Raw genomic sequence first — 21,109 nt, forward strand, 5'->3', positions numbered from 1 at the left:
TTGGCGTTTTGCCCAGCCTTGCCACGGCACATGCGAGATTGGCAATCCCAAGCCCCTTGCCAGAGCGGTTGAAATCTGGTCATATCAAAACATCTTAAAGTTGCAAAATTTAACGAGTACTTACCTTTTCGGTGAACAGGCGCAGCACATATGCCTCGACCGGTGTCGTTCCCTCTGAGGGTGGCATCCCGGCCGAGGCACGTCTGCGCATTCTGGCCACCACGGACCTGCATATGCAGATCGTGGGGCATGACTATGTGGGCGACCGTTCGGTGGGCCATCACGGGCTGGCCGGAATCGCCACCTTGATCCGCACCGCCCGGGCAGAGGCGGCGGAACAGGGGGCTGCCTGTATCCTGCTCGACAATGGCGATCTGTTGCAGGGCAATGCTTTGGGCGATCAACTGGCGCAGATGGCGGTCACCCATACGCATCCGCTCGTCGCCTGTGTGAACCATCTGCATTATGACGGTCTGGGTTTGGGCAATCACGACCTCGACCATGGGTTGCCCTATCTGCGCGCCGTGGCCGGGGCACTCGACATGCCGCTGATCTCGACCAATCTGCATCTGACCGACCCCGGCCCGCTGCGCCGCTGGGCCGTCGTCTCTTGCCTGCTGCCTGCCACGGCCCGGCATCCCGCGTCTGAACTGCGGGTTGGCCTGCTTTCCGTCCTGCCGGGCCGAACCGCGATCTGGAACCGCGAGGTTTTGGAGAATGAGGCCGAGATCACCGGCCCCCTCGAAAGCCTGCGCAGCGCCGTGCTGGCCTTGCGTGCGAAGGGGGCCGATCTGACCGTGCTACTGGCCCATATGGGCATCGCCCAGAAAGGAGAGATCACCGCCGAGGAGGACATCTGCGCCCTTGCCCAGATCGACGGAATCGACGCGGTGATCACCGGCCACACCCACCTGCGCTTTCCCGGAGAGGACCACGGCCCGCGCGAGGGGGTCGATACGCAGGCGGGCACGCTGTCCGACCGTCCGGCGGCGATGCCGGGCTTTGGCGGGTCCGATTTGGCCGTGCTGGATCTGACCCTTGTACGGGATGCGCAGGGAGGGTGGACGGTGTCGGGCCATCAAAGCCACCTGCGCGACAACAACACAGGAACGCTGGCCGATCCCACGGTGCTGAGCGCGGCCCGGGTCAGCCACATTGGCGTGCGTAGGCATCTGGAAGAGGTGGTCGGCCATACCGATACCGCGCTGCACAACTACTTCGCCCTTGCCATGCCCACCCCCATCGACGCGCTGAGCGCCCGCGCGCAGGCCGAGGTGATCCGCCGAGGCGTCGCGGGCACGGCGGACAGCGCACTCCCGATCCTTGCCGCCACGGCGGCACATACGGCAGGCGGGCGCGGCGGGCCGGGGCATTTCCTGCATATCCCGCCGGGCGCGGTGCAACGCCGGCATATCGCCGGGCTGCTTCCCTATCAAAACGCGGTCTGGGCGCTGCGCCTCACCGGTGTCGACCTGCGGCGGCGTTTGGAAAAGGCGGCAGAGGTGTTTGCCCCGCTCGGCAGCACCCCGGGCCCGCTTCTCGACCCCTGCCGCCCGCCATTTCACTGCGACACAATCTTCGGCATCACCTATGCGATTGACCCCTGCCGCCCGCGCGGCAGACGGATCACCGGTCTGTCATGGCAGGGCGCGCCGGTGCGGCCAGACCAGAAGTTCCTACTTGCGACCAACCAGTTCCGCGCGGCGGGCGGCGGCGGGTTTGACCGCGCGGCGAAGGATGACATCGCCCTGCGCAGCCCGCTTCCGTTGGCCGACGCGCTGATCGCTGCTCTCGCCGCGCCGCAGGAGCGCCCGTGGTCCGACGCACCGCCATGGCGCTTCGATGCGGCGGGGGCGCAGGCGGTTCTGTATACCTCGCCCGAGGCCCTGCCCTTCCTGCACGACATCGCGCATCTCTCGCCCGCCCCCCGCGGCATGACCGCATCGGGCTTTGCCCAAATCGCGATCCGCTTGTGAGGCTTGCACTTCGATCCATGCCCTCCTATATGGGCCTTGAGAGGTTGGTGCGGGCAAGCGCCTCGCCAACCCGGTCAGATCCGGAAGGAAGCAGCCGTAACGAGCCCCGCTTGGGTCGTTATCAGCCTCTCACCACCCTTGCATTGCTCGGCAATGCAACGCCCCGGCAGTCGCTGCGCAGAAGCGGTGAGAGGGGCAGCTTCTTCTAAATCAGATGCATTTGAGATCTAAGGCGCCCCGCCCGGCGGCACGCCGAGCATAGCTCGTAAGGCAAGGCGCCACCCTAACCACAGACACGCCTCCATCCTTCATGCTACACGCATTTTCGATAGTGGCTTGGAGCCTTGCCCTCATGATGCGCCCGCCCGTGGGCACCACGGGCATCGCCCCCCCCAGGGAGGCCGCTGCCCTCACCGCCTTATAGCCGATCCGCCTCAAACGTATCGCAAGCCGCAATCTGGCCGCTCTCAAATCCCCGCTCGAACCACCGCGCGCGCTGCTCTGACGTACCATGGGTGAAAGTATGCGGTTGCGGCACCTGTCCGGCCTGCCGCTGCAGATGATCGTCCCCGATCATCCGCGCCGCATTGAGGGCTTCCTGAAGGTCGCCCTTTTCCATCAGCCCTTCGACATTCGACGCCCAAATGCCCGAAAAACAATCGGCCATCAGTTCAAGCCGCACGGTCAGGGCATTCGCCTCAACCTCGGAAGACTGCTGCCGCATCCGGGCCACCTGCGGCAGAACGCCGATCTCATTTTGCACATGATGCGCAACCTCATGGGCGATCACATAGGCCGCAGCGAAATCGCCTCCGGCGCCAAGGCGCTGGTCCAACGTGCGGAAAAACGCGGTGTCGAGATAGGCCATATTGTCCGCCGGGCAATAGAACGGCCCCGTCGCGCCCGAAGCCCCGCCGCAGGCGCTTTGGGTCACATTCTCAAAAACCACAAGTTGGGGCGGTGTATAGGTCTCGCCAAGTTGCTCTTGGAAAATTCGGCTCCAAACCTGTTCGGTCGTGGTGAGCACGCGGGCAGCGAAATCGACTTGCGGGTCTTCGCTATCGCTCAGCGGGCGGGACTGCTGGACCTGTCCGCCGCCTTGGCCGGTCAACAGCGGCGTCACGTCGATCCCGGTGAAATAACCGATGGCCAAAACCGCCAGCACACCGACCAGACCTAGCCCCCCCGCCTTGCCAGCCCCACCGCTGCGGCGGATGACATTCTTGCTCCGCCCAATTCCACCCAACCGCATGAACCGTCCCTCGTTATGTGAAAGCCTATTGCCACATGAACGCGCAGGGCGCAGTTTGGTTCAATGAGTGATAAGACTGACTTGGCCGAAAGCCGGACCGACTGGGCAGAGGATCGCACGATCCTTGCCAATGAACGCACCTTTGCGGGCTGGATGCGTACCGGCATGGCCGCTGTTGCCGTGGCGATCGGCCTGCGCGCCGTTTTCGGTCAGTTCGAGCCGACATGGGTGGCGAAAGCCGTGGCCTCGGTCTTCATCTTTGCCGCGCTCTACGTCTATTGGGCCGCGCAGGCCTCGGCGGCGAAAACCCAAAGGCGGCTGAGCGACCATCACGCCCATGCCCAATCCAACAGCCGGATGAAAGTCTTGGCAATCCTGCTCGCCTTCGCCTCTGCTGGGGTCGGGGCGATCCTTTGGATGCTCTGAGCCTTTCGCAAGCACGGTAGACGCCACGGCGCGGAGCGCATAGTTTACGGCCTTGACCGAATCCGATCTGGGGCACCATGACAGATACATCCGCCTACCGCGTTCTGGCCCGCAAATACCGGCCCGAAACCTTTGCCGATCTCGTCGGCCAAGACGCCATGGTGCGCACGCTGAAAAACGCTTTTGCCGCCGATCGGATCGCGCAGGCCTTTGTGATGACTGGCATTCGCGGCACCGGCAAGACGACGACGGCGCGGATCATCGCCAAGGGGATGAACTGCATCGGGCCGGACGGCAACGGCGGGCCGACGACCGACCCCTGCGGCGTTTGCGAACATTGCACCGCCATCATGGAAGGCCGCCATGTCGACGTGATGGAGATGGACGCGGCATCGAACACCGGCGTCGCCAACATCCGCGAGATCATCGATAGCGTGCATTATCGCGCCGCCTCGGCCCGGTACAAAGTCTATATCATCGACGAAGTGCACATGCTCTCGACCGGCGCCTTCAACGCGCTGCTGAAGACGCTGGAAGAGCCGCCGGAACACGTCAAATTCATCTTCGCCACCACCGAGATCCGCAAGGTGCCGGTGACGGTGCTTTCGCGCTGCCAGCGGTTCGACCTGCGCCGGATCGAGCCCGAGGTGATGATCGCGCTTTTGCGCAAGATCGCCACCGCCGAGAATGCCGAGATCACCGATGACGCGCTGGCGCTCATTACGCGCGCTGCCGAAGGCTCGGCCCGTGACGCCACCTCGCTCTTGGATCAGGCAATCAGCCACGGCGCGGGCGAGACCGGGGCCGAACAGGTGCGCGCCATGCTGGGGCTGGCCGACCGTGGCCGGGTGCTGGACCTTTTTGACATGGTGCTGCGCGGTGATGCGGGGGCGGCGCTGACCGAACTTTCGGCGCAATATGCCGATGGGGCCGACCCGATGGCCGTGCTGCGCGATCTGGCCGAAATCACCCATTGGGTGTCGGTCGTGAAGATCACGCCCGATGCCGCCGAAGACCCTACCATCGCCCCCGAGGAACGCGCCCGCGGCCAGCAGATGGCCGAGACCCTACCGATGCGCGTGTTGACGCGGCTCTGGCAGATGCTGCTCAAGGCGTTGGACGAGGTCGCAGCCGCGCCCAACGCGATGATGGCCGCCGAAATGGCCGTGATCCGCCTCACCCATGTGGCCGACCTGCCCTCGCCCGAGGAACTGGTGCGCAAGCTGCAAAACAGCAGCCCGCCGCCCGCGCCGAACGGCGGCGGCGGCGGTGGTGGCAATGGTGCCGCCCAGGGCAGCACTGGCGCGCAGGCCGTGCAACAGGCGCAGCAGCGCATGGCCTCCAACCCAGGCCCGCAGGGGCAGACCACGGCACTGGCGCAAGACCTCAACGCCGCGCTGGCCCGTTTCCCGACATTCGAACATGTAGTCGAGTTGATCCGCGTGAACCGCGACGTGAAACTGTTGGTCGAAGTGGAAACCTGCCTGCAGCTTGCCGCCTATCAGCCGGGCCGGATCGAGTTTGTCCCCACCGACGACGCGCCGCGCGATCTGGCGCAGCGGCTGGGGCAGAAACTCCAACTCTGGACCGGCAACCGCTGGGCCGTCTCACTGGTAAACGAGGGCGGGGCCGAGACCATCGCGCAGGTCCGCGACGCGCGTGAACTGGCGTTGAAGAAACAGGCGCAGGACCATCCGATGATGCAGGCGGTGCTGGCACAGTTTCCCAAGGCCCGGATCACCGCGATCCGCACCCCCGAAGACATCGCCGCCGCCGCCACGGCAGAGGCGCTGCCCGAAGTCGAAGACGAATGGGATCCGTTCGAGGACGGTTGATCCCCCGGCCCCCGCGCCACATATAAACGACAACGCAACAAGGAGACCCAGATGCTCAAGGGATTAGGCGGCCTCGGTGATATGGCCGGGATGATGAAAAAAGCGCAGGAAATGCAGGGCAAGATGGCCGAGCTGCAAGAGGAGATGCACAACATCACCGTCGAAGGTGAATCCGGTGCGGGCCTCGTCAAAGCGACCTGTAGCGCCAAGGGTGAGTTGAAGGGGCTCGATATCGACCCGTCGATCTTCAACAAGGACGAAAAGGAAGTGGTCGAAGACCTGATCCTCGCCGCGATCAAGGATGCGCAGAGCAAAGCCTCGGAACGCGCCCAGGCCGAGATGAGCAAGCTGACCGAAGGCATGGGCCTTCCCGCGGGCATGAAACTGCCCTTCTGATCCCGGTGGGGCGGGCCGGTCCCGCCCCTCTTTCAACGCCCATAGGTGCCATTCATTGAGCTCTACCCGCGATATTGACGCCCTGATCGAGCTGATGGCGAAACTGCCCGGCCTTGGCCCCCGCTCGGCCCGGCGCGCGGTACTGCACCTGATCCGCAAACGCGCGCTTTTGCTGACGCCCCTGTCCGACCTGATGCAGACCGTCGCCGCCACGGCACGCGAATGTCTGAACTGCGGCAACGTCGGCACCGCCGACATCTGCGACATCTGCACCTCCGAAAAACGCGCGAACGGAGAGCTTTGCGTGGTCGAAGACGTGGCCGATCTCTGGGCGATGGAGCGCTCGGGCGTGTTCAAGGGGCGCTATCATGTGCTGGGCGGCACGCTCTCGGCGCTCGATGCCATCGGCCCGCAGGAATTGCGCATCCCGCGTCTCGTGGACCGGATCGATACCGAAGGGGTGACGGAGGTGATCCTCGCGCTCAACGCCACGATCGACGGGCAGACCACGGCACATTACATCGCGGATCAATTGGAGGGCCGCGTGCGGCTAACGTCGCTCGCCCAAGGTGTACCGATCGGCGGGGAGTTGGACTACCTCGACGACGGGACGATCACCGCCGCGATGCAGGCGCGCAAGTCGCTATAGCCCCTCTCAGAATCAAAGCGGGCCGCCCGCTCCTCCCAAAGCAGACGGCCCTTTTCCGGGGCGACGCAGATCGTGCTGTCAGAGCACGATCGAATCAAGCGGCGGAAATCCATTGAACCCAACCGAACTGTAAGAGCTTGTGTAGGCTCCGCAAGCACGAATCATCACTTTATCGCCATCGCGCAGGGCCAAAGGCAGGTGGATCGGGCGTTTTTCATAGAGAATATCCGCCGAATCGCAGGATGGGCCGGCCAAAACGCAGGGGCCGGTCTCTTCGCCGTCATGCGGTGTGACGATCTGATAGCGAATCGCTTCGCCCTCAGTTTCCGCCAGACCCGAAAAGCGGCCGATATCCAGATAGACCCAGCGGTGCAGATCGTCCGCGGATTTACGGCTGACCAGCATGACTTCGGCAGCGATATGCCCCGCCTCGGCCACCAGACCACGGCCCGGCTCTGCCATCACCTGCGCGACATCGCCAAAGCGGGCTTTGACGGCGCGCATCACGGCGGCGGCATAGGCGCGGGGCGCTTCGATGTTTTCGCCATAGAAAGCCGGAAAACCGCCGCCGAGGTTCAGCAGTTGCAGGTCATGGCCATCCGCACGGGCGGCGTGCCACAGCGGGGCCACCTGATCCAGCACCGGGTTCCAGAACTCCGCCTTGCGGGTTTGCGAGCCGACGTGAAAGGACAGGCCAAAGGGCACGAGGCCCACGGCAACCGCATGGTTCAGCAGCGCAGGCAGCGCCGAACCGGCACAGCCGAATTTGCGGCTGAGCGGCCAATCGGCCATGGAGTTTTCGACGATCAAGCGCAGGTAAACCCGCGCGCCCGGCGCATGGGCGGCGATCTTGTCCAATTCGGCTTCGCTATCCGCCGCAAACAGGGTCACCCCCGCCGAATGGGCAAAAGCGATGTCCGAGGCACGTTTGATGGTGTTGCCGAAAGAGATATTCTCAGGCTTGGCCCCTTGGCTCAGGCACAGTTCGATCTCGGCCCGCGAGGCCGCATCAAAGCCAGAGCCTTTGTTGACCAGCAGACGAATGATTTCCGGCGCCGGGTTCGCCTTCACCGCGTAATGGATATGCGCCTCGCCCAGACCTTTGTGCAGCGCGTCATATTGCGCGGCCACGCGGTCACGGCTGATCACAAGCGTCGGCTTGTCAAAGCTGTTGGCGGCGATATAAGCCGCAGCCGGGTCGGCGTGAAAGGACGGTGCGGCGCGCAGAGCGCCGGGGACTGTAGCATTCATGGTCATCTCCAAAGAGCAGGTGGGGCTGGTTCCCCGCGTGTCGTTTCAAGAGACGTTACCGTCGCTACATAAACGCGGGTCAGTCAGAGTAGGAACTGACCGGCCAGAGGCGCGTGCGTTGGCGTCTGTAACGCGCCACATACGCCGTTTTTGGATTCGTACAAGGGGTAAAATTGCCCCTAGGGCAAATTGTTAGTTTTCCTCATCCTCCCAATCGCTGCCGATCGGTTCGCGGTCTCTTTTCTGTTCTTCTTTGATCATATTCACGGCCTCTTGCTCTTCATCCGGGTTGGTTTCTTCGGGGTCGCTTTCGGCGGCTTCGGTCTCGGCCATGGCAAGGACGAACCACATCGGGAAGTGGTCCGATCCGATCTTGTCCAAACGGTCCATCTCTAGCAAACGGAACTGCGGATCGTGGAAAAGGTGATCCAAAGGCCAGCGCATCCAAGGCATCGTCGCGCTGAAAGTGTTGTACATGCCCCGCCCCACCCGCGGGTCCAAGAGCCCCGAGAGCCGCTGAAAGCGCCGCGTCGTGGTCGACCAAGCGACATCGTTCAAATCGCCCGAGACCACGGCGGGCAGCGGATCTTTCTCGGCCTCGATACCGACCAAGGCGATCTCACTGTCGCGCCCCTTGGTGTCATGTTCGATCACAGGCGGTTCGGGATGGACGACGTAGAGGCGGAAATCCTCCCCCACCGGCAGATGCACACGGGCGCGGATGGAGGGCACTTCTTTGGTGACCAACTCGCGCACTTCAACCTCCGACAGCGGCAGTTTCGACCTGAGGCAGAGCCCATAGCCATTGTCGAGCGGCACGTCGACGCGGTGCCCGTAGTTCTTGCCCAAACCGTCATCCAGCGCGTCGATCCAGGCCTGGTCCACCTCGATCGCCATGAAGATATCCGGCACCCGCGCCTCGACCAATGCGATCAGTTTGCCGTAATCGCGGTTGGACTTTTTGACATTGGCGGCCAGCAGGCTGAACTGCCGGTCCGTCGCGCGGCGCAACGCGGGCGAGGCCGCCAAAGACTGTTTGCGCCACAGCGGGGTGAACTTGGTGATGTAAAGCGCCTGAAGCGCTGCGACACCCAGCATCAGCGCAATCCCGGCGATGCCCGAAGGTGTTGTCACCCCCTGCGACAGGGCGAAACCGATTGCCAGCACCAGCGCCAGACCGAGGAACTGTTCCCGAGGAAAGGCCAGCCCGCGGATCGCCCCGAAGGGCAGCTTGCTCAGCGGCAGCAGGCTGCCCAGTATCAGCAAGCCCGCCAGCCCCCAGATCACCCAGTCCAATGCCGTTTCCAATTCCATCCCCCGGCGCGATGCACCCTTTCTTGCAAAGTAAAACAGGGCGTCGGAAATCCCGACGCCCTGTCAATTCAACACATCTTTACGGCGAAAGTTCCTTTCACCACACCGGCCTGAGCGGGGCCTAAGAGGGCTTAGCCCTTGGCTTTGTCTTCGTCCTCATCGTCTTCGTCACTGCTGTCGGGCAGCGAGAAGAAGCTGTCGGCATCGGAGTAATCGCCCTTGGTGTGGCTCTCTTCTTCCTCGTCATCCGCGCTGTTGCCCGACAGGGTGAAGGTTTCCAGCCCTTCGATGGCCGTGGGGATTTTCGGCTCGCTCTCCATGCCGAGGCTCTGCTCGGTCGAGACCAGCTTGCGGCGTTCGTCGTCGTTCATCACCTCGCCCGCAGCGGCCTTCTTCGCGGCGGCCTTTTGCACGGCGGCGTCAAGCTCGGACTGTTTGCACAGGCCAAGGGCAACCGGGTCAATCGGCTGGATGTTGGCGATGTTCCAATGTGTGCGCTCGCGAATCGCTTGGATCGTCGGCTTGGTGGTGCCCACCAGTTTGCTGACCTGACCATCGGAAAGCTCGGGGTGGAACTTGACCAGCCACAGGATCGACGCCGGACGGTCCTGACGTTTGCTGAGCGGGGTATAGCGCGGGCCGCGGCGTTTCTCTTCGCCCTCGGCGGCGGCGTTGAACTTGAGCTTCAGCTTATGCAGTGGGTTGTCCTGCGCCGCGTCGATCTCTTCCTGCGTCAGCTGGTTGTTGGCAACCGGATCAAACCCCTTCACGCCCTGCGCCACGTCGCCATCGGCAATGCCCTGCACTTCGAGTTCATGCATGCCGACGAAATCGGCGATCTGCTTGAAGCTGATGGTGGTATTGTCCACGAGCCAAACGGCGGTGGCTTTGGCCATAATCGGTTTTGCCATGTCACTCTCCTAAAAACGCAATTTTCCCGTCGCCTGAAAGGCTGTCCTGCTGGGCAGAACGGTCTCCATTGTCGGGGAAGTTGGCGGCTGTATACTGGCTCAAACGTCATAAGGGAAGACCCAATGCGGCCACTGCGCGCCTGTCTGCTGATCCTCGGGCTGATCGCCCCCGCTGTCACGCTGGCTGAAGGGGAGCGTTCGGGCGAATTCGACTACTACGTCATGTCCCTGTCATGGTCGCCCAATTGGTGCGAATTGACCGGCGACGCGCGGCAATCTCCGCAATGCGATGCCGCGAAAGACCACGGTTGGACCCTACATGGCCTCTGGCCCCAGTTCGCACGGGGATACCCCTCCTATTGCCAAAGCGGCCGCCGCCCGCCCAGCCGCGCCCAAACCGGAGCGATGGCCGATATCATGGGCACCGGCGGCTTGGCATGGCACCAGTGGAAGAAGCACGGCTCTTGCAGCGGTTTGGCCCCAGCGGATTATTTCGCACTCTCGCGGGAGGCCTACGCCCGCATCAAGCGCCCCGAGGTCTTTCGCAAGCTAGACCGTACCGTGTCCCTCCCCGCGGCGGTGGTGGAGGAGGCCTTCCTCAAAGCGAACCCGGACCTGACCGCGCAGGGGATCACCATCACCTGCAAGCAAGGGCACATCCAAGAGGCGCGCATTTGCCTGTCCCGCGACCTTGAGTTCATCCCCTGCGGACCGGACGTTCGGCGGGACTGCACGCTTGATAACGCGCTGTTCACCCCTCTGCGCTAGGCCCAACCGGGCCGATATTCTGGCGAAAACGGGAGAGGCGTAATTTCCTCTCCCGCATTCAATGCCTTTCGGCTCTCTCTCCAACACGGGTGGTCAGCGTCCCGGCCACCCGTGCCTACAGTAAACGAATTGCTGGTTAACAATTCGTTACTGTCTCAACTTTTACTGATCTTCTTCACCTTGCAGTTCACCGCCCACCTTCAGGACGATCTTGCCGATATGGCCGCTTGCCTCCATCCGGCGATGCGCGTCATTCGCCTCGGACAGGTCATAGGTGCTGTCCATCACCGGCGCGACGCGGCCCTGTTCCAACAGGGGCCAGACGTTCTGCAAAAGCTCCTGAGCAATCCGCGCCTTGGCCAGATCGCTCTGCGGGCGCAGGGTCGATCCGGTCATGGTCAGGCGGCGGGTCATCAGCGTAACGAAGTTCACCTCCTGCTTGGCCCCTTGCAGGAAGGCGATCTGCACCAGTCTGCCGTCCTCGGCCAAGGCTTTGAGGTTGCGGTTGATATAGCTGCCGCCCACCATGTCAAGGATCACATCCGCGCCGCCCTCGGCCTGCATGACATCGACGAAATCCGTGTCCCGGTAGTTGATCGCCACCTCGGCCCCCAGCTTCATACAGGCCGCGCATTTGCTATCGGTGCCCGCGGTCACGAAGACCCGCGCGCCCATGATGCGCGCCAGTTGGATCGCCGTGGTGCCGATGCCGGAAGAGCCACCGTGAATCAGCACTTTCTCTCCGGCCTTCAGCCCACCGCGCATGAAAAGGTTCGACCAGACGGTGAAGAAGGTCTCAGGCAGGCAAGCGGCTTCTTTCAGCCCCATGCCTTCGGGAATGGGCAGGCAATGCGCTGCGGGGGTGGCCACATATTCGGCATAGCCGCCGCCGGGCAGCAGGGCGCAAACCAGATCGCCCGGGGCCAGCGTCGTCACCCCCGGCCCGACTTCGACCACCTCGCCCGATGCCTCCAACCCCGGCAGATCGCTGGCGGTGGCGGGCGGCGCGTAGCGGCCCGCGCGCTGCAGCGCATCGGGGCGGTTCACCCCGGCATAGGCGACTTTGATGATGACCTGACCGTGTTTCGGCTGGGGCCGCGGGCGGGTGGTGCCTTGCAGAACGTCCGGACCGCCGGGTTCGGTGATTTCGATTGCACGCATGGTCTCTGTCATGTCTGAAGTATCCTCGGGTCTGGTTTCGCCGCAGCCTAACGGGCGGCCCCGGGGCGTGCACCCGGAATCTGAGACCCGACAAAAGAGGGAGAGGCGGATGCGCGCGCGAGGCAGGTTCAATTGGCATGAGGCCGCACGGCTGTATGCGGGGGAGCGGGAACTGCGCCGTGCGCCCACGCGCCAGTGCGACAGCTTCCGCGCCCTGCCCGCAACGCCCGCCTTCGATGCGCTGGCGGCCCTAGCCACAGCGATCATCCAGCAAGCCCCCTTTTGCCTCAGCGACCGCCCCCTGCCCGATGACATCGCCTGCCCGCCCGCTGCCTTTCTCACCCTCACGGGCGGCGCGTCGGGGCGGCCCAAGGCGGTCCGCCGCAGCCAAGCCTCGTGGACCGCCAGTTTTGAGGTCAATGCCGACCGGTTCGCCCTTACCCCCCGCGACAGCGTGGCCGTGTTGGGGCAGCTCAGCCATTCCCTATCGCTCTATGCGGTGCTGGAAGCGCTGCATCTTGGCCTCGACGCGCATGTACTGGCCGACCACGCCCCCCGGCGGCAGGCGGCTCACATTGCCGAGGCCCGGGCGACGATCCTCTATGCCACGCCCACGCAACTCCGCTTGCTTGCCCGCGCTGCCGCTGCCCCGCTGCCCTCGCTGCGCTTGGTTCTTTGCGGCGGCGGCGCGCTTGATACGGCAACACGGGTGGCGGTGGCGCGGCTCTGCCCCCATGCGGCAGTGCATGTCTTCTACGGCGCGGCAGAGACGAGTTTTATCACGCTGGCCGATGCCGATACGCCCGAGGGCGCGGTGGGCCGCCCCTATCCCGGCGTCGAGCTGCGGCTTTTGAATGCAGAGGGTGAACCCGCTACTGATGTTGGCGAGATCTGGGTGCGCAGCCCCTACCTCTTCGACGGCTACGCCCTCGGCCACAGCGAAGAGACCCGCTGTCAGGAGGGCTTCGTGACCGTGGGTGAGATGGGCGCGCTGGATGCAAGGGGCAACCTCTGGATCAAGGGGCGGCGGCAGCGCATGGTGCAGATCGCCGACCAGTTGGTTTTCCCCGAAACGGTAGAGGCCGTGATCAGCGCCCAAACCGGCCTGCCCTGCGCGGTTCTGCCCCGAGACGATGCGCTGCGAGGGCAGCAGCTGGTCGCGGTGGTCGAGGCCGCGGCAGGAGACCCGCCCGCCGAAAAAATCATCGCCCACTGCCGCGCGACGCTCGGGCCGCTCGCCTCCCCCCGGCGGGTCTATTTCCGCCCCGACCTGCCCCTGCTGCCCTCGGGCAAGCCCGACCTGCGCGCGCTTTCGGACTGGGTGGAGGGGCAAAGGTGACCCGCGCCTATATCGTCTCGGCCTGCCGCAGCCCGGTCGTCCCGCGCGGCGGGGCGCTAGCCCATCTCTCGCTACCCGCGCTTGCCGCGCCGGTCCTTACTGCTGCCCTCAGCCGCGCGGGGCTGGGCCCTGTGCAGGTCGACGAAGTGATCTGTAGCACCGCCCTCGGCCCCGGCGGCAACCCCGCCCGCAGCATCGCCTTGGCTGCGGGGCTGCCCGAACATGTCGCGGGCCTGAGCATCGACCGGCAATGCGCGGGGGGACTGGACGCGCTGGCGCTGGCGCGGCAAATGGTCCTTTCCGGCGCCGCCGAAATCGTCGTGGCGGGCGGGGCCGAAAGCTATTCCCGCCAGCCACTCCGCTACCGCACCTTCGCCGATGGCCGCCCGGCTGAGGCCTATAGCCAAGCGCCCTTCACCCCATGGCCCGAACGCGACCCCGACATGGCGGAAGCCGCCGCGGCGCTAGGTTGGTCCCAAGGCATTTCCCGCGCCGCACAGGATGACTGGGCCGTGGAAAGCCACGCGAAGGCCCGCGCGCATCCCCCAACCGAAGCGGAACTGGTGCCGCTCGCGGGCGTCTTAACCGATGCCTTCACTCGCCGCCTCACCCCCGCGCTTTGCAGCCGCGCCAAGGTGCTTTCCGGCGACATCACCGCCGCCAATGCCGCCGTCGCCGCCGATGCAGCGGCCTTTTGCGTCGTCGTGTCAGAGCGGGTGGCGGCGCCCCTCGCCCTGCCGAAAGTCGAACTCATCGCGGCGGCGACGAAGGGCAGCCGCCCCGAAGAGCCGGGGCTGGCCCCTTTGGTGGCCATCGGGGACGTCTTTCGCCGCACCGGATTGCAAGCCAGCGACCTGAACCGCGCCGAGATCATGGAGGCCTATGCCGTGCAGGCCATCGCCTGCGTCACCGGCGCAGGGATCGCGCCGCGGATCGTCAACAGGAGCGGCGGCGCCTTGGCGCGCGGGCATCCGATTGGCGCCTCAGGCGCGATCAATGCGGTGCGGCTGTGGCATGAGTTGGTGGCGCGGGGATCGGGCACCGGCTTGGCAGCGATTGCCGCCGCCGGGGGGATCGGCTCTGCCGCGCTGATGCGGCTGTAGCGGCCCGCCCCCATGGGGAGCGGGCCAATCGTTTAGCTGCGCGACAGCACGCTTGCGGGGCGCGCCTTGGCCAGACCGGAGGTGATGAACCCCGCCAGCACGGCTTTGATCAGGTCACCGGGGATGAAAGCTTGGACCAGCAGGGTTGCCTCGACCAGCGTTTTGTTCAGCGTCATCATCATCCCGAAGATGCCAAAGGCATAGACCACGAGGATGCCGCCCAAGACCGCCGACACCCCAGCCGCGAGGCCCACCGGCGCACTGCGCCACTGGTCCATGATAAAGCCGGTCACGAAAGCCCCGATTGGGAAGCCGATGAGGAAACCCACGGTCGGCGAGGCAAAGACACCCAGACCGCCACGGCCCCCGGCCAGAAGCGGCAGACCCAGCGCCACCAGCGCCACGAACAGCAGTGCCGCAAGGCCACCGCGCCATGCGCCCAGCACCGTGCCACAAAGCATGACACCCAGCGACTGCGCCGTGATCGGCACGCCGAAGCCGAGCGTGAATTTCGGAATCAGGCCCAGCGCCGCGATCAACGCGGCAAAGAGGGCGATCATGGTCAGATTGCGTTCCATTGGGAGTATCCTTGGGTTGAATTTTCCATTGCCTAGGCCACCCCCCTGCCCCGGTCAAGCATTACAGCCCGCCCCGCGCGCGCAGCGCCTCGGCCACATGTTCGGCGTCATCAATGGCCAGAACCGTAAAGGGCATCACCACGCGCCAGCCCGCCCGCCTGCGCGACCGCGCCCGCCATGCCAGCGACAGCATCTGCCCCTTGGCCGCCAGCACCGGGGTGAAACGCACCACCAGCGCCACGGCCAACTCAAGGCTGCGCGTGCGCAGCCCGAAACGGCGCAGCGGGGCGGCGAGCCAATGCACAACCCCCATCATATCGCTGAGTTTCGTGGTCATGGTGACAAGGTTCGCCAACCCCACGGCGGTGACCATCCGCAGCGCGATCACGAGCCCCGCCTCCGCATCGTCGGTCAAGACATGCCACAGCAGGATCAGCCCGACGAAAGGCCAGAGCATCCACAGACGCCCCACCCCGGCCCGCAGGAAGGCCCGCCCCGGCAAGGCATAGAGCAGCAGCATCCCCGCACAGAAGAAGATTTGCCAAACCGGCTCCTCCACCCCGAAAAGCAGCAGGGTGGCCGCGCAGAGCGCCCCCAGCTTGGCCCCGGCGGGCCAGCCATGGGCGCGGGTCTCAACCGGCGAGGTCAGAGAGATCATCGCTCGCCCCCAATTCCTTCATCCGCGTTTCAAAGGCGCGCAGCACCGGGCGGGCGCTGCCTTGCTGGACGACCTCGCCGCGCTCCAGCCAAAGGGCGTGATCGTATGCCGCCACCGCCGCCGGATCGTGGGTGATATGGACCAGGGTCAGGTCCAGCCCCGCCAAAACCCGTTCAAGGTGCAACCGCGTGGGGATGTCGAGCCCGGCAAAGGGTTCGTCCAACACAACCACCCGCGGCTGCATCGCCAAAACCGCCATCAGGCAAACCAACTGCCGCTGCCCTTGGGAGAGTTGGTGGATCGACGCCTGCGCCCAATGGCGCTTGTCGAATTGACCAAGGATCGCCGCCACCCCCCGCGCGGCCTCGGCCTTGGATTGGCCCATTTGCCGCAGACCAAAGGCGAGTTCCTCTTCCACGGTGGGAAAGATGATCTGATGGTCCGGGTTCTGAAACAGGATACCCACCGCCCCGATCGCGCGGCGGCGGTCCCGGGCCACATCGACCCCGGCAATCCGCACTTGCCCCTCATCGGCGGCCACCAGCCCCGACAGAACCCGCGCAAAAGAAGTCTTGCCCGAGCCGTTGCGGCCCAGGATTGCAATCCGCGCGGCATCGGACCTCAAGCTCACATCCCGCAGCACCGGCGTGCCGCCGGGGGTGTAGCTGATGCTGTCGATATCAATGAGCGGAAGGGTCGGGTTGGTCATCGGGCGCCTGTGGTAAAACCGGATGCCCCGCCCTACCACCTGCCGCCCGAGCGGGGAAGCCCGCAGCGCGCCTTAGCTCGGCGGCGTCCAACGGCCCGGCAGATCGGGATCCCGTTGCCCGCGCGGCGCCTTGATATGGCTCAACAGCCAGTTCGGCCCGGCCATCAGACGGCTCAGCGTCGGGCTTTCACGCACATTGGATTTGAGCTTTTCGATCTGCATCACATCGTCGATGCGCCGGTCAAGGAAAGACCATGTTGCCTGATGCCCTTCGCTGGCGTCGCCCAGCCAGTAGAGCAGCGTGGCCGAATAGACCCCCGATAGCGTGGCCCGCTTGCTGTACCAATTCACATCTTCCGAAGTATCGCCAAGGGCGGTCCAAATCTTATCGCTGGTCTCCCAAATCAGCCCGGCCCCTTCGGGCGCGTGATGCGGCAGGGCAAAGAGCGTGCTGCCCCGCCGGATCGCTTCACGATCCCCGGCTTCGAGTCGCAGGCGCACCGCCTTGGCGATACGATCCCTAAACCGCAACTCCGACAGATCGGCCTGCGCCAAACCTTCGACCATCTTGACGTCACCGCGCCGGTGATAGGCCACGGCGAGATCGACCGCCCCGCGCGGGCAGACCGCACGGGCCAGCGCCGGGTCCAGACCGCTGTCTTTGATCGCGGCATTGAAGGTCGCGGGCGACCAGCCGTCAAACGGCACATGCATCAATGCGGCATCAAGCAATTGGTCCTTTGGGTCGGCCTTGGGCGGTGTCATGGCGGGCTCCTATCGGGGCGTGATGGGGTGGACAAACGTGATATAGGCTGTTATAGGCCCATTTCCTGCAATTCCTTGCAACTTTATCCTAGAAAGGTGGTGACAACCACATGCAGGTTAGTGTTCGCGACAACAACGTCGATCAGGCCCTCCGGGCTCTGAAGAAAAAGCTCCAGCGCGAAGGCGTTTTCCGTGAAATGAAGCTCAAGCAACATTTCGAGAAACCGTCCGAGAAAAAAGCGCGCGAGAAAGCTGAAGCGATCCGCCGTGCCCGTAAGCTGGCACGCAAAAAAGCGCAACGCGAAGGTATGATGTAAATCATCCCCGCGACACGCGACAGATATAGAACCCCCGGTGCCCTTGGCAGCGGGGGTTTTGTTTTGTGGGGAAGCGCAGCGGAGCCGGGCAGCGCCAGACCGCGGGATGGCGCTCGAAGGCCTTCCAAATAGGCAGTTTATGGGGGCAACCCATGTGAAGGGCTTCGGGCCAGCACTCCGATTGCAAAAGCGCCAGCCCGTTCGGGCGGTCTGACGCTGCCCGGCGGCCTTCGGCCTTGATTCCGGGCTTTCCAACTACACCGGCAGCGCCGTGGTCTTGCACACCGTCCGCAGTGCAAAACTCGACTGCATCTGCGCCACGCCGGGCAGCCGCGCCAAATGCTGACGGTGAATCCGGGCGAAATCCTCGGTGTTCTCGGCCACGATCTTCAACAGGTAATCCGCCGTTCCCGCCATCAGGTGACATTCCAAGACATCGGGAATGCGCGAGACCGACTTCTCGAAAGCCTCCAACACCTCTTCGGCCTGCGCCTGCAAAGTGATCTCGACAAAGACCGTCGTCGGCATATCCAGCTTGCGCGGGTCCAAGAGGGCCACATAATCGCGGATATACCCTTCCTTTTCCAACCGCTGCACACGGCGATGACAGGCCGAGGGCGACAGATGCACCACCTCCGACAATTCGGCATTGGACACCCGCCCATTGCGCTGCAAAGCCCGCAGAACACGCCGATCAATCTCATCCAAGGCCATATGCGCAATACTTTCGCGTAAAGAGGTAGTTGAGCGCGATTATATTCGAAGGATGCGCCCCTTGGCGACCCCAATTTCGCAGCGATATGCAAGGTGGATGTGATAATCCTGTCCCACTACGGAGGAGGAGTGACCCCCATGAAAATCGGATGCCCGACAGAAATCAAACCGCAGGAATTCCGCGTCGGCCTGACGCCCAATGCCGCACAAGAAGCCATTGCCCATGGGCATGAGGTTATCGTGCAGGCGGGGGCCGGGGTCGGCGCGGGTTTTGAGGATGCGGATTACACCGCCGCCGGGGCGCGCATCATCGACACGGCCGAGGAAATTTTTGCCACGGCGGACATGATCGTCAAGGTGAAGGAGCCGCAGGCGGGCGAACGCAAGATGCTACGCGAGGGGCAATTGCTCTTTACCTATCTGCACCTCGCGCCCGACCCGGATCAAACCCATGATCTGCTGGCCTCGGGCTGTACGGCGATTGCCTATGAGACGGTGACCGACCGCAATGGCGGCCTGCCCCTGCTGGCCCCGATGTCCGAGGTCGCAGGCCGTTTGGCCCCGCAGGTCGGCGCATGGACGCTGCAGAAGGCCAATGGCGGGCGCGGCGTGCTGATGGGCGGCGTGCCCGGTGTCGGCCCGGCTAAGGTTATGGTCATCGGCGGCGGCGTCGTCGGCACCCATGCGGCCCGCATCGCCGCGGGCATGGGCGCGGATGTGACCGTGCTCGACCGCTCCCTGCCCCGGATGCGCTATCTCGATGACATCTATGGCGGCACCTTCAAAACCGCCTATGCCAGCGCGGGCAACACCATCGAACTGGCGCGTCAGGCCGATATGATCATCGGCGCGGTGCTGATCCCCGGGGCGGCGGCCCCCAAGCTGATCAGCCGCGCGCAACTGTCTGAACTCAAACCCGGCGCGGCGCTGGTCGACGTGGCAATCGACCAAGGCGGCTGTTTCGAGACTTCCAAGCCAACAACGCACCAAGACCCGGTTTATGAGGTCGACGGCATCATGCACTACTGCGTTGCCAATATGCCCGGCGCCGTGGCGCGCACCTCGACGATCGCGCTTGGCAACGCCACCATGCCCTTCATGCTGGCACTGGCCGACAAGGGTTGGAAACAAGCCTGCGCGGATGACCCGCACCTCAAAGCCGGGCTAAACGTCCACGCGGGCAAGCTGACCTATGCCGCCGTGGGCGACGCGCTTGGGATCGACAGCATCACCGCGGATCAAGCCATCGCGGGCTGAACGACAGCGGCCAAACAAAAGGCCCGCCAGATTGGCGGGCCTTTCCATTCCAAAAGCAGTGCTCAGCGCGTTTTCAAAGCGTCGCGAATTTCCAGCAATACATCGAGTTGCGACGGGCCGGTCTTGACCTCTGGTGCCACCTCATCCGGCTTTTCCGCTGCCGCCTTCACCCGGTTCACCATCTTCACCAAGATGAAGACCACGAAGGAGATGATGAAAAAGTTGATCACGGCCATCAGGAACGAGCCATAGGCAAAGACCGAAGCCCCCGCCTCCCGTGCCTGCTCAAGCGAAGCATTGGCAGGCACATCGCCCGACAGCACCGCGTAGTTGTTGGTGAAATCCACCCCACCGGTGAAAAGCCCGACAATCGGGTTGATCATATCGGCCACCAACGACGACACGATCGCCGTGAAGGCCGCGCCGACGATGATGCCGACGGCCATGTCCATGACATTGCCCTTGGCGATGAAATCTTTGAATTCTTGAATCACGGTTCTGTCCCTATTTTGCTGCGCGCCGATGGCCCCGCTGTCTCACATGATAGTGCGGACTGCCGCCTAGAGCGGTCAATAAAGTTTTCCGATAAATCGCCCGTTTTACGGCTCTCGGGCCGCTTGATCCCGAAAACAGACCCGCAAAAGCGCGCCTTCGCTGGTAAACTCGGTGGTCAGACGCCCGTTCAACTGTTCGGCGGCCGTGGCCATCAGCATCCGCCCAAGCCCCGTGCTATCGGCCCCCGGAACGTCACCGTCATGGCCGCAGCCATTGTCGCGACATTCCAAAAGCCAGCCCAAAGCCCCCTCCTGCCGCCGGAGAGAGATTTTGATCTCCCCTGCCCGGTCCCCGGCAAAGGCGTGTTTGATTGAATTGGCCACGAATTCGCTCACGATCATGCCAAGAGCCGATGCCTGCGCGGCCTGCAACTCCCCCGGCGCGGCCTCGCAAAAGATGGCGACGTGATCCGGCGCGCCGGCAGAGAGGAGCTTGTTCAGCTGTTCGAGGTAGGACTTGGTTTGCACCTTGCTTCGGCCACCCTGCCCCATCAACTCATTATGCAGCGATGCCACCGCGCCGAAACGGCGCTCGACAAGGGCAAGCACATCCCTGGCGTCGGGGTCTTGCACCTTGCGTGTCGCCATACGCAGCAGGGAGGCGATTGTCTGGAACGAGTTCTTTACCCGGTGGTCCATCTCAGCGCGCAAAGCGGCTTCGATGCGGATCTTCTTGCGCAGTTCCAACTGCATCATCACATGACGCGACAGGGTTTGCAGCGCTTGGCGCTGGAAATCGGTCAAGGTCCGCGGCTTGGTATCCAGCACGCAGAGCGTGCCAATCGGCTGGCCATTCGGCGCGACAAGGTTTGCGCCGGCGTAGAATTTCACCCGAGGGTCGCCAACATAAAGCGGATTGTCCGAGGTGCGCGGATCCGCCCCCATATCCGCAATCTCGGTATAGCCCTCATCGAGAATGGCATGAGAGCAGACCGATTGATCAAGGGTCGTCTCATGCGGTTCGAACCCGACGCGCGCCTTGAACCATTGGCGCTTTTCATCCACCAGACTGATCAGAGAGACGGGCGTTTCGCAGATTTTGGACGCAAGCTCGACGATGTCGTCGAAGTCAGCTTCGGCTTCGGTATCGAGAATATCGTAGGCTCAGGACTCATAGCCAGTAGATGACAGTGGCGGCGAGAGCGATGGCTGAGAGGAAGACCTTTGGGCATCGGT

The 21,109-nt window shown here is 64.0% G+C and carries 22 protein-coding genes and 1 other RNA gene; 11 read left to right on the forward strand and 12 right to left on the reverse strand.

Annotation, left to right across the window (positions count from 1 at the left end; genetic code table 11):
• The first annotated feature begins 131 nt into the window (after positions 1-131).
• Both ACGYK7_RS12390 and ffs read left to right on the forward strand, forming a co-directional pair.
• Entirely contained in the window at positions 132-1,976 is a 1,845-nt protein-coding gene (locus tag ACGYK7_RS12390; RefSeq protein WP_394402566.1) for a 5'-nucleotidase C-terminal domain-containing protein, read from the forward strand.
• 37 nt (positions 1,977-2,013) lie between these two features.
• Positions 2,014-2,111: signal recognition particle sRNA small type (gene ffs, locus ACGYK7_RS12395), an RNA gene on the forward strand.
• 283 nt (positions 2,112-2,394) lie between these two features.
• On the opposite strand, the gene ACGYK7_RS12400 is transcribed toward ffs, so the two are convergent.
• On the reverse strand, positions 2,395-3,228 hold the full coding sequence (locus tag ACGYK7_RS12400) for a neutral zinc metallopeptidase (RefSeq protein ID WP_394402568.1): 834 nt from the start codon (positions 3,226-3,228) through the stop codon (positions 2,395-2,397).
• 63 nt (positions 3,229-3,291) lie between these two features.
• Between ACGYK7_RS12400 and ACGYK7_RS12405 the strand changes: the two genes are divergently transcribed.
• The 4 genes from ACGYK7_RS12405 (at position 3,292) to recR (ending at position 6,534) form a co-directional block, all read left to right on the forward strand.
• Entirely contained in the window at positions 3,292-3,654 is a 363-nt protein-coding gene (locus tag ACGYK7_RS12405; RefSeq protein WP_394402570.1) for a YidH family protein, read from the forward strand.
• A gap of 77 nt (positions 3,655-3,731) precedes the next feature.
• Positions 3,732-5,489 (forward strand): DNA polymerase III subunit gamma/tau, encoded by a 1,758-nt coding sequence (locus ACGYK7_RS12410; protein ID WP_394402571.1) that lies wholly within the window; start codon positions 3,732-3,734, stop codon positions 5,487-5,489.
• Between the two features lie 51 nt (positions 5,490-5,540).
• Complete coding sequence (locus ACGYK7_RS12415; protein ID WP_007118099.1) at positions 5,541-5,885, forward strand: YbaB/EbfC family nucleoid-associated protein; 345 nt, start codon at positions 5,541-5,543, stop codon at positions 5,883-5,885.
• A 55-nt stretch (positions 5,886-5,940) separates the two neighbouring features.
• A complete protein-coding gene (recR, locus tag ACGYK7_RS12420; protein ID WP_174860611.1) occupies positions 5,941-6,534 on the forward strand; it encodes a recombination mediator RecR in 594 nt (197 codons plus the stop codon).
• 78 nt (positions 6,535-6,612) lie between these two features.
• Here the strand turns inward: recR and ACGYK7_RS12425 are convergent, their stop codons facing one another.
• From ACGYK7_RS12425 to ACGYK7_RS12435, 3 genes are all read right to left on the reverse strand, one after another.
• Entirely contained in the window at positions 6,613-7,791 is a 1,179-nt protein-coding gene (locus ACGYK7_RS12425) for a type III PLP-dependent enzyme (RefSeq protein WP_394402574.1), read from the reverse strand.
• A gap of 186 nt (positions 7,792-7,977) precedes the next feature.
• Positions 7,978-9,099, reverse strand: coding sequence for an endonuclease/exonuclease/phosphatase family protein (locus tag ACGYK7_RS12430; RefSeq protein ID WP_394402575.1), 1,122 nt, complete (start codon positions 9,097-9,099; stop codon positions 7,978-7,980).
• A 131-nt stretch (positions 9,100-9,230) separates the two neighbouring features.
• The gene (locus ACGYK7_RS12435; protein WP_394402576.1) at positions 9,231-10,010 is read right to left on the reverse strand and encodes a DUF1013 domain-containing protein; all 780 of its coding nucleotides are present in this window, start codon (positions 10,008-10,010) and stop codon (positions 9,231-9,233) included.
• Between the two features lie 123 nt (positions 10,011-10,133).
• On the opposite strand from ACGYK7_RS12435, the gene ACGYK7_RS12440 reads away from it, so the two are divergent.
• Entirely contained in the window at positions 10,134-10,778 is a 645-nt protein-coding gene (locus ACGYK7_RS12440; RefSeq protein ID WP_394402578.1) for a ribonuclease T, read from the forward strand.
• A gap of 162 nt (positions 10,779-10,940) precedes the next feature.
• On the opposite strand, the gene ACGYK7_RS12445 is transcribed toward ACGYK7_RS12440, so the two are convergent.
• The gene (locus ACGYK7_RS12445) at positions 10,941-11,951 is read right to left on the reverse strand and encodes an NAD(P)H-quinone oxidoreductase (RefSeq protein WP_394402579.1); all 1,011 of its coding nucleotides are present in this window, start codon (positions 11,949-11,951) and stop codon (positions 10,941-10,943) included.
• Between the two features lie 97 nt (positions 11,952-12,048).
• Here ACGYK7_RS12445 and ACGYK7_RS12450 point away from each other — a divergent pair, with 97 nt between their 5' ends.
• Both ACGYK7_RS12450 and ACGYK7_RS12455 read left to right on the forward strand, forming a co-directional pair.
• On the forward strand, positions 12,049-13,278 hold the full coding sequence (locus ACGYK7_RS12450; protein WP_394402581.1) for a class I adenylate-forming enzyme family protein: 1,230 nt from the start codon (positions 12,049-12,051) through the stop codon (positions 13,276-13,278).
• Positions 13,275-14,381, forward strand: a complete 1,107-nt coding sequence (locus ACGYK7_RS12455) for an acetyl-CoA C-acyltransferase (protein WP_394402583.1) — start codon at positions 13,275-13,277, stop codon at positions 14,379-14,381. Before ACGYK7_RS12450 ends, ACGYK7_RS12455 begins: the two co-directional genes overlap by 4 nt.
• 32 nt (positions 14,382-14,413) lie before the next feature.
• Here ACGYK7_RS12455 and ACGYK7_RS12460 read toward each other — a convergent pair whose 3' ends face one another.
• The 4 genes from ACGYK7_RS12460 to ACGYK7_RS12475 form a co-directional block, all read right to left on the reverse strand.
• Positions 14,414-14,959, reverse strand: a complete 546-nt coding sequence (locus tag ACGYK7_RS12460) for a biotin transporter BioY (protein ID WP_394402585.1) — start codon at positions 14,957-14,959, stop codon at positions 14,414-14,416.
• Between the two features lie 61 nt (positions 14,960-15,020).
• The gene (locus tag ACGYK7_RS12465) at positions 15,021-15,617 is read right to left on the reverse strand and encodes an energy-coupling factor transporter transmembrane protein EcfT (protein WP_394402586.1); all 597 of its coding nucleotides are present in this window, start codon (positions 15,615-15,617) and stop codon (positions 15,021-15,023) included.
• Positions 15,592-16,326 carry an energy-coupling factor ABC transporter ATP-binding protein gene (locus tag ACGYK7_RS12470; RefSeq protein ID WP_394402587.1) on the reverse strand — a complete coding sequence of 245 codons (735 nt, stop codon included), beginning with the start codon at positions 16,324-16,326 and terminating at the stop codon, positions 15,592-15,594. The genes ACGYK7_RS12465 and ACGYK7_RS12470 overlap by 26 nt, the downstream gene beginning before the upstream one ends.
• 72 nt (positions 16,327-16,398) lie before the next feature.
• Positions 16,399-17,091 (reverse strand): COQ9 family protein, encoded by a 693-nt coding sequence (locus tag ACGYK7_RS12475; protein ID WP_394402590.1) that lies wholly within the window; start codon positions 17,089-17,091, stop codon positions 16,399-16,401.
• A 110-nt stretch (positions 17,092-17,201) separates the two neighbouring features.
• Here ACGYK7_RS12475 and rpsU point away from each other — a divergent pair, with 110 nt between their 5' ends.
• Positions 17,202-17,408, forward strand: a complete 207-nt coding sequence (gene rpsU, locus ACGYK7_RS12480; RefSeq protein WP_007118112.1) for a 30S ribosomal protein S21 — start codon at positions 17,202-17,204, stop codon at positions 17,406-17,408.
• A gap of 255 nt (positions 17,409-17,663) precedes the next feature.
• Here rpsU and ACGYK7_RS12485 read toward each other — a convergent pair whose 3' ends face one another.
• Complete coding sequence (locus tag ACGYK7_RS12485; RefSeq protein ID WP_394402591.1) at positions 17,664-18,122, reverse strand: Lrp/AsnC family transcriptional regulator; 459 nt, start codon at positions 18,120-18,122, stop codon at positions 17,664-17,666.
• Positions 18,123-18,260: 138 nt separating this feature from the next.
• On the opposite strand from ACGYK7_RS12485, the gene ald reads away from it, so the two are divergent.
• Positions 18,261-19,379 (forward strand): alanine dehydrogenase, encoded by a 1,119-nt coding sequence (ald, locus tag ACGYK7_RS12490; protein ID WP_394402593.1) that lies wholly within the window; start codon positions 18,261-18,263, stop codon positions 19,377-19,379.
• Between the two features lie 62 nt (positions 19,380-19,441).
• On the opposite strand, the gene mscL is transcribed toward ald, so the two are convergent.
• The gene (mscL, locus tag ACGYK7_RS12495; protein ID WP_394402595.1) at positions 19,442-19,873 is read right to left on the reverse strand and encodes a large conductance mechanosensitive channel protein MscL; all 432 of its coding nucleotides are present in this window, start codon (positions 19,871-19,873) and stop codon (positions 19,442-19,444) included.
• Between the two features lie 105 nt (positions 19,874-19,978).
• Complete coding sequence (locus ACGYK7_RS12500; RefSeq protein ID WP_394402598.1) at positions 19,979-21,028, reverse strand: histidine kinase dimerization/phosphoacceptor domain -containing protein; 1,050 nt, start codon at positions 21,026-21,028, stop codon at positions 19,979-19,981.
• Positions 21,029-21,109: the final 81 nt, after the last annotated feature.

This window comes from Sulfitobacter sp. 1A15299, from assembly GCF_043556915.1.
Taxonomy (GTDB): domain Bacteria; phylum Pseudomonadota; class Alphaproteobacteria; order Rhodobacterales; family Rhodobacteraceae; genus Sulfitobacter.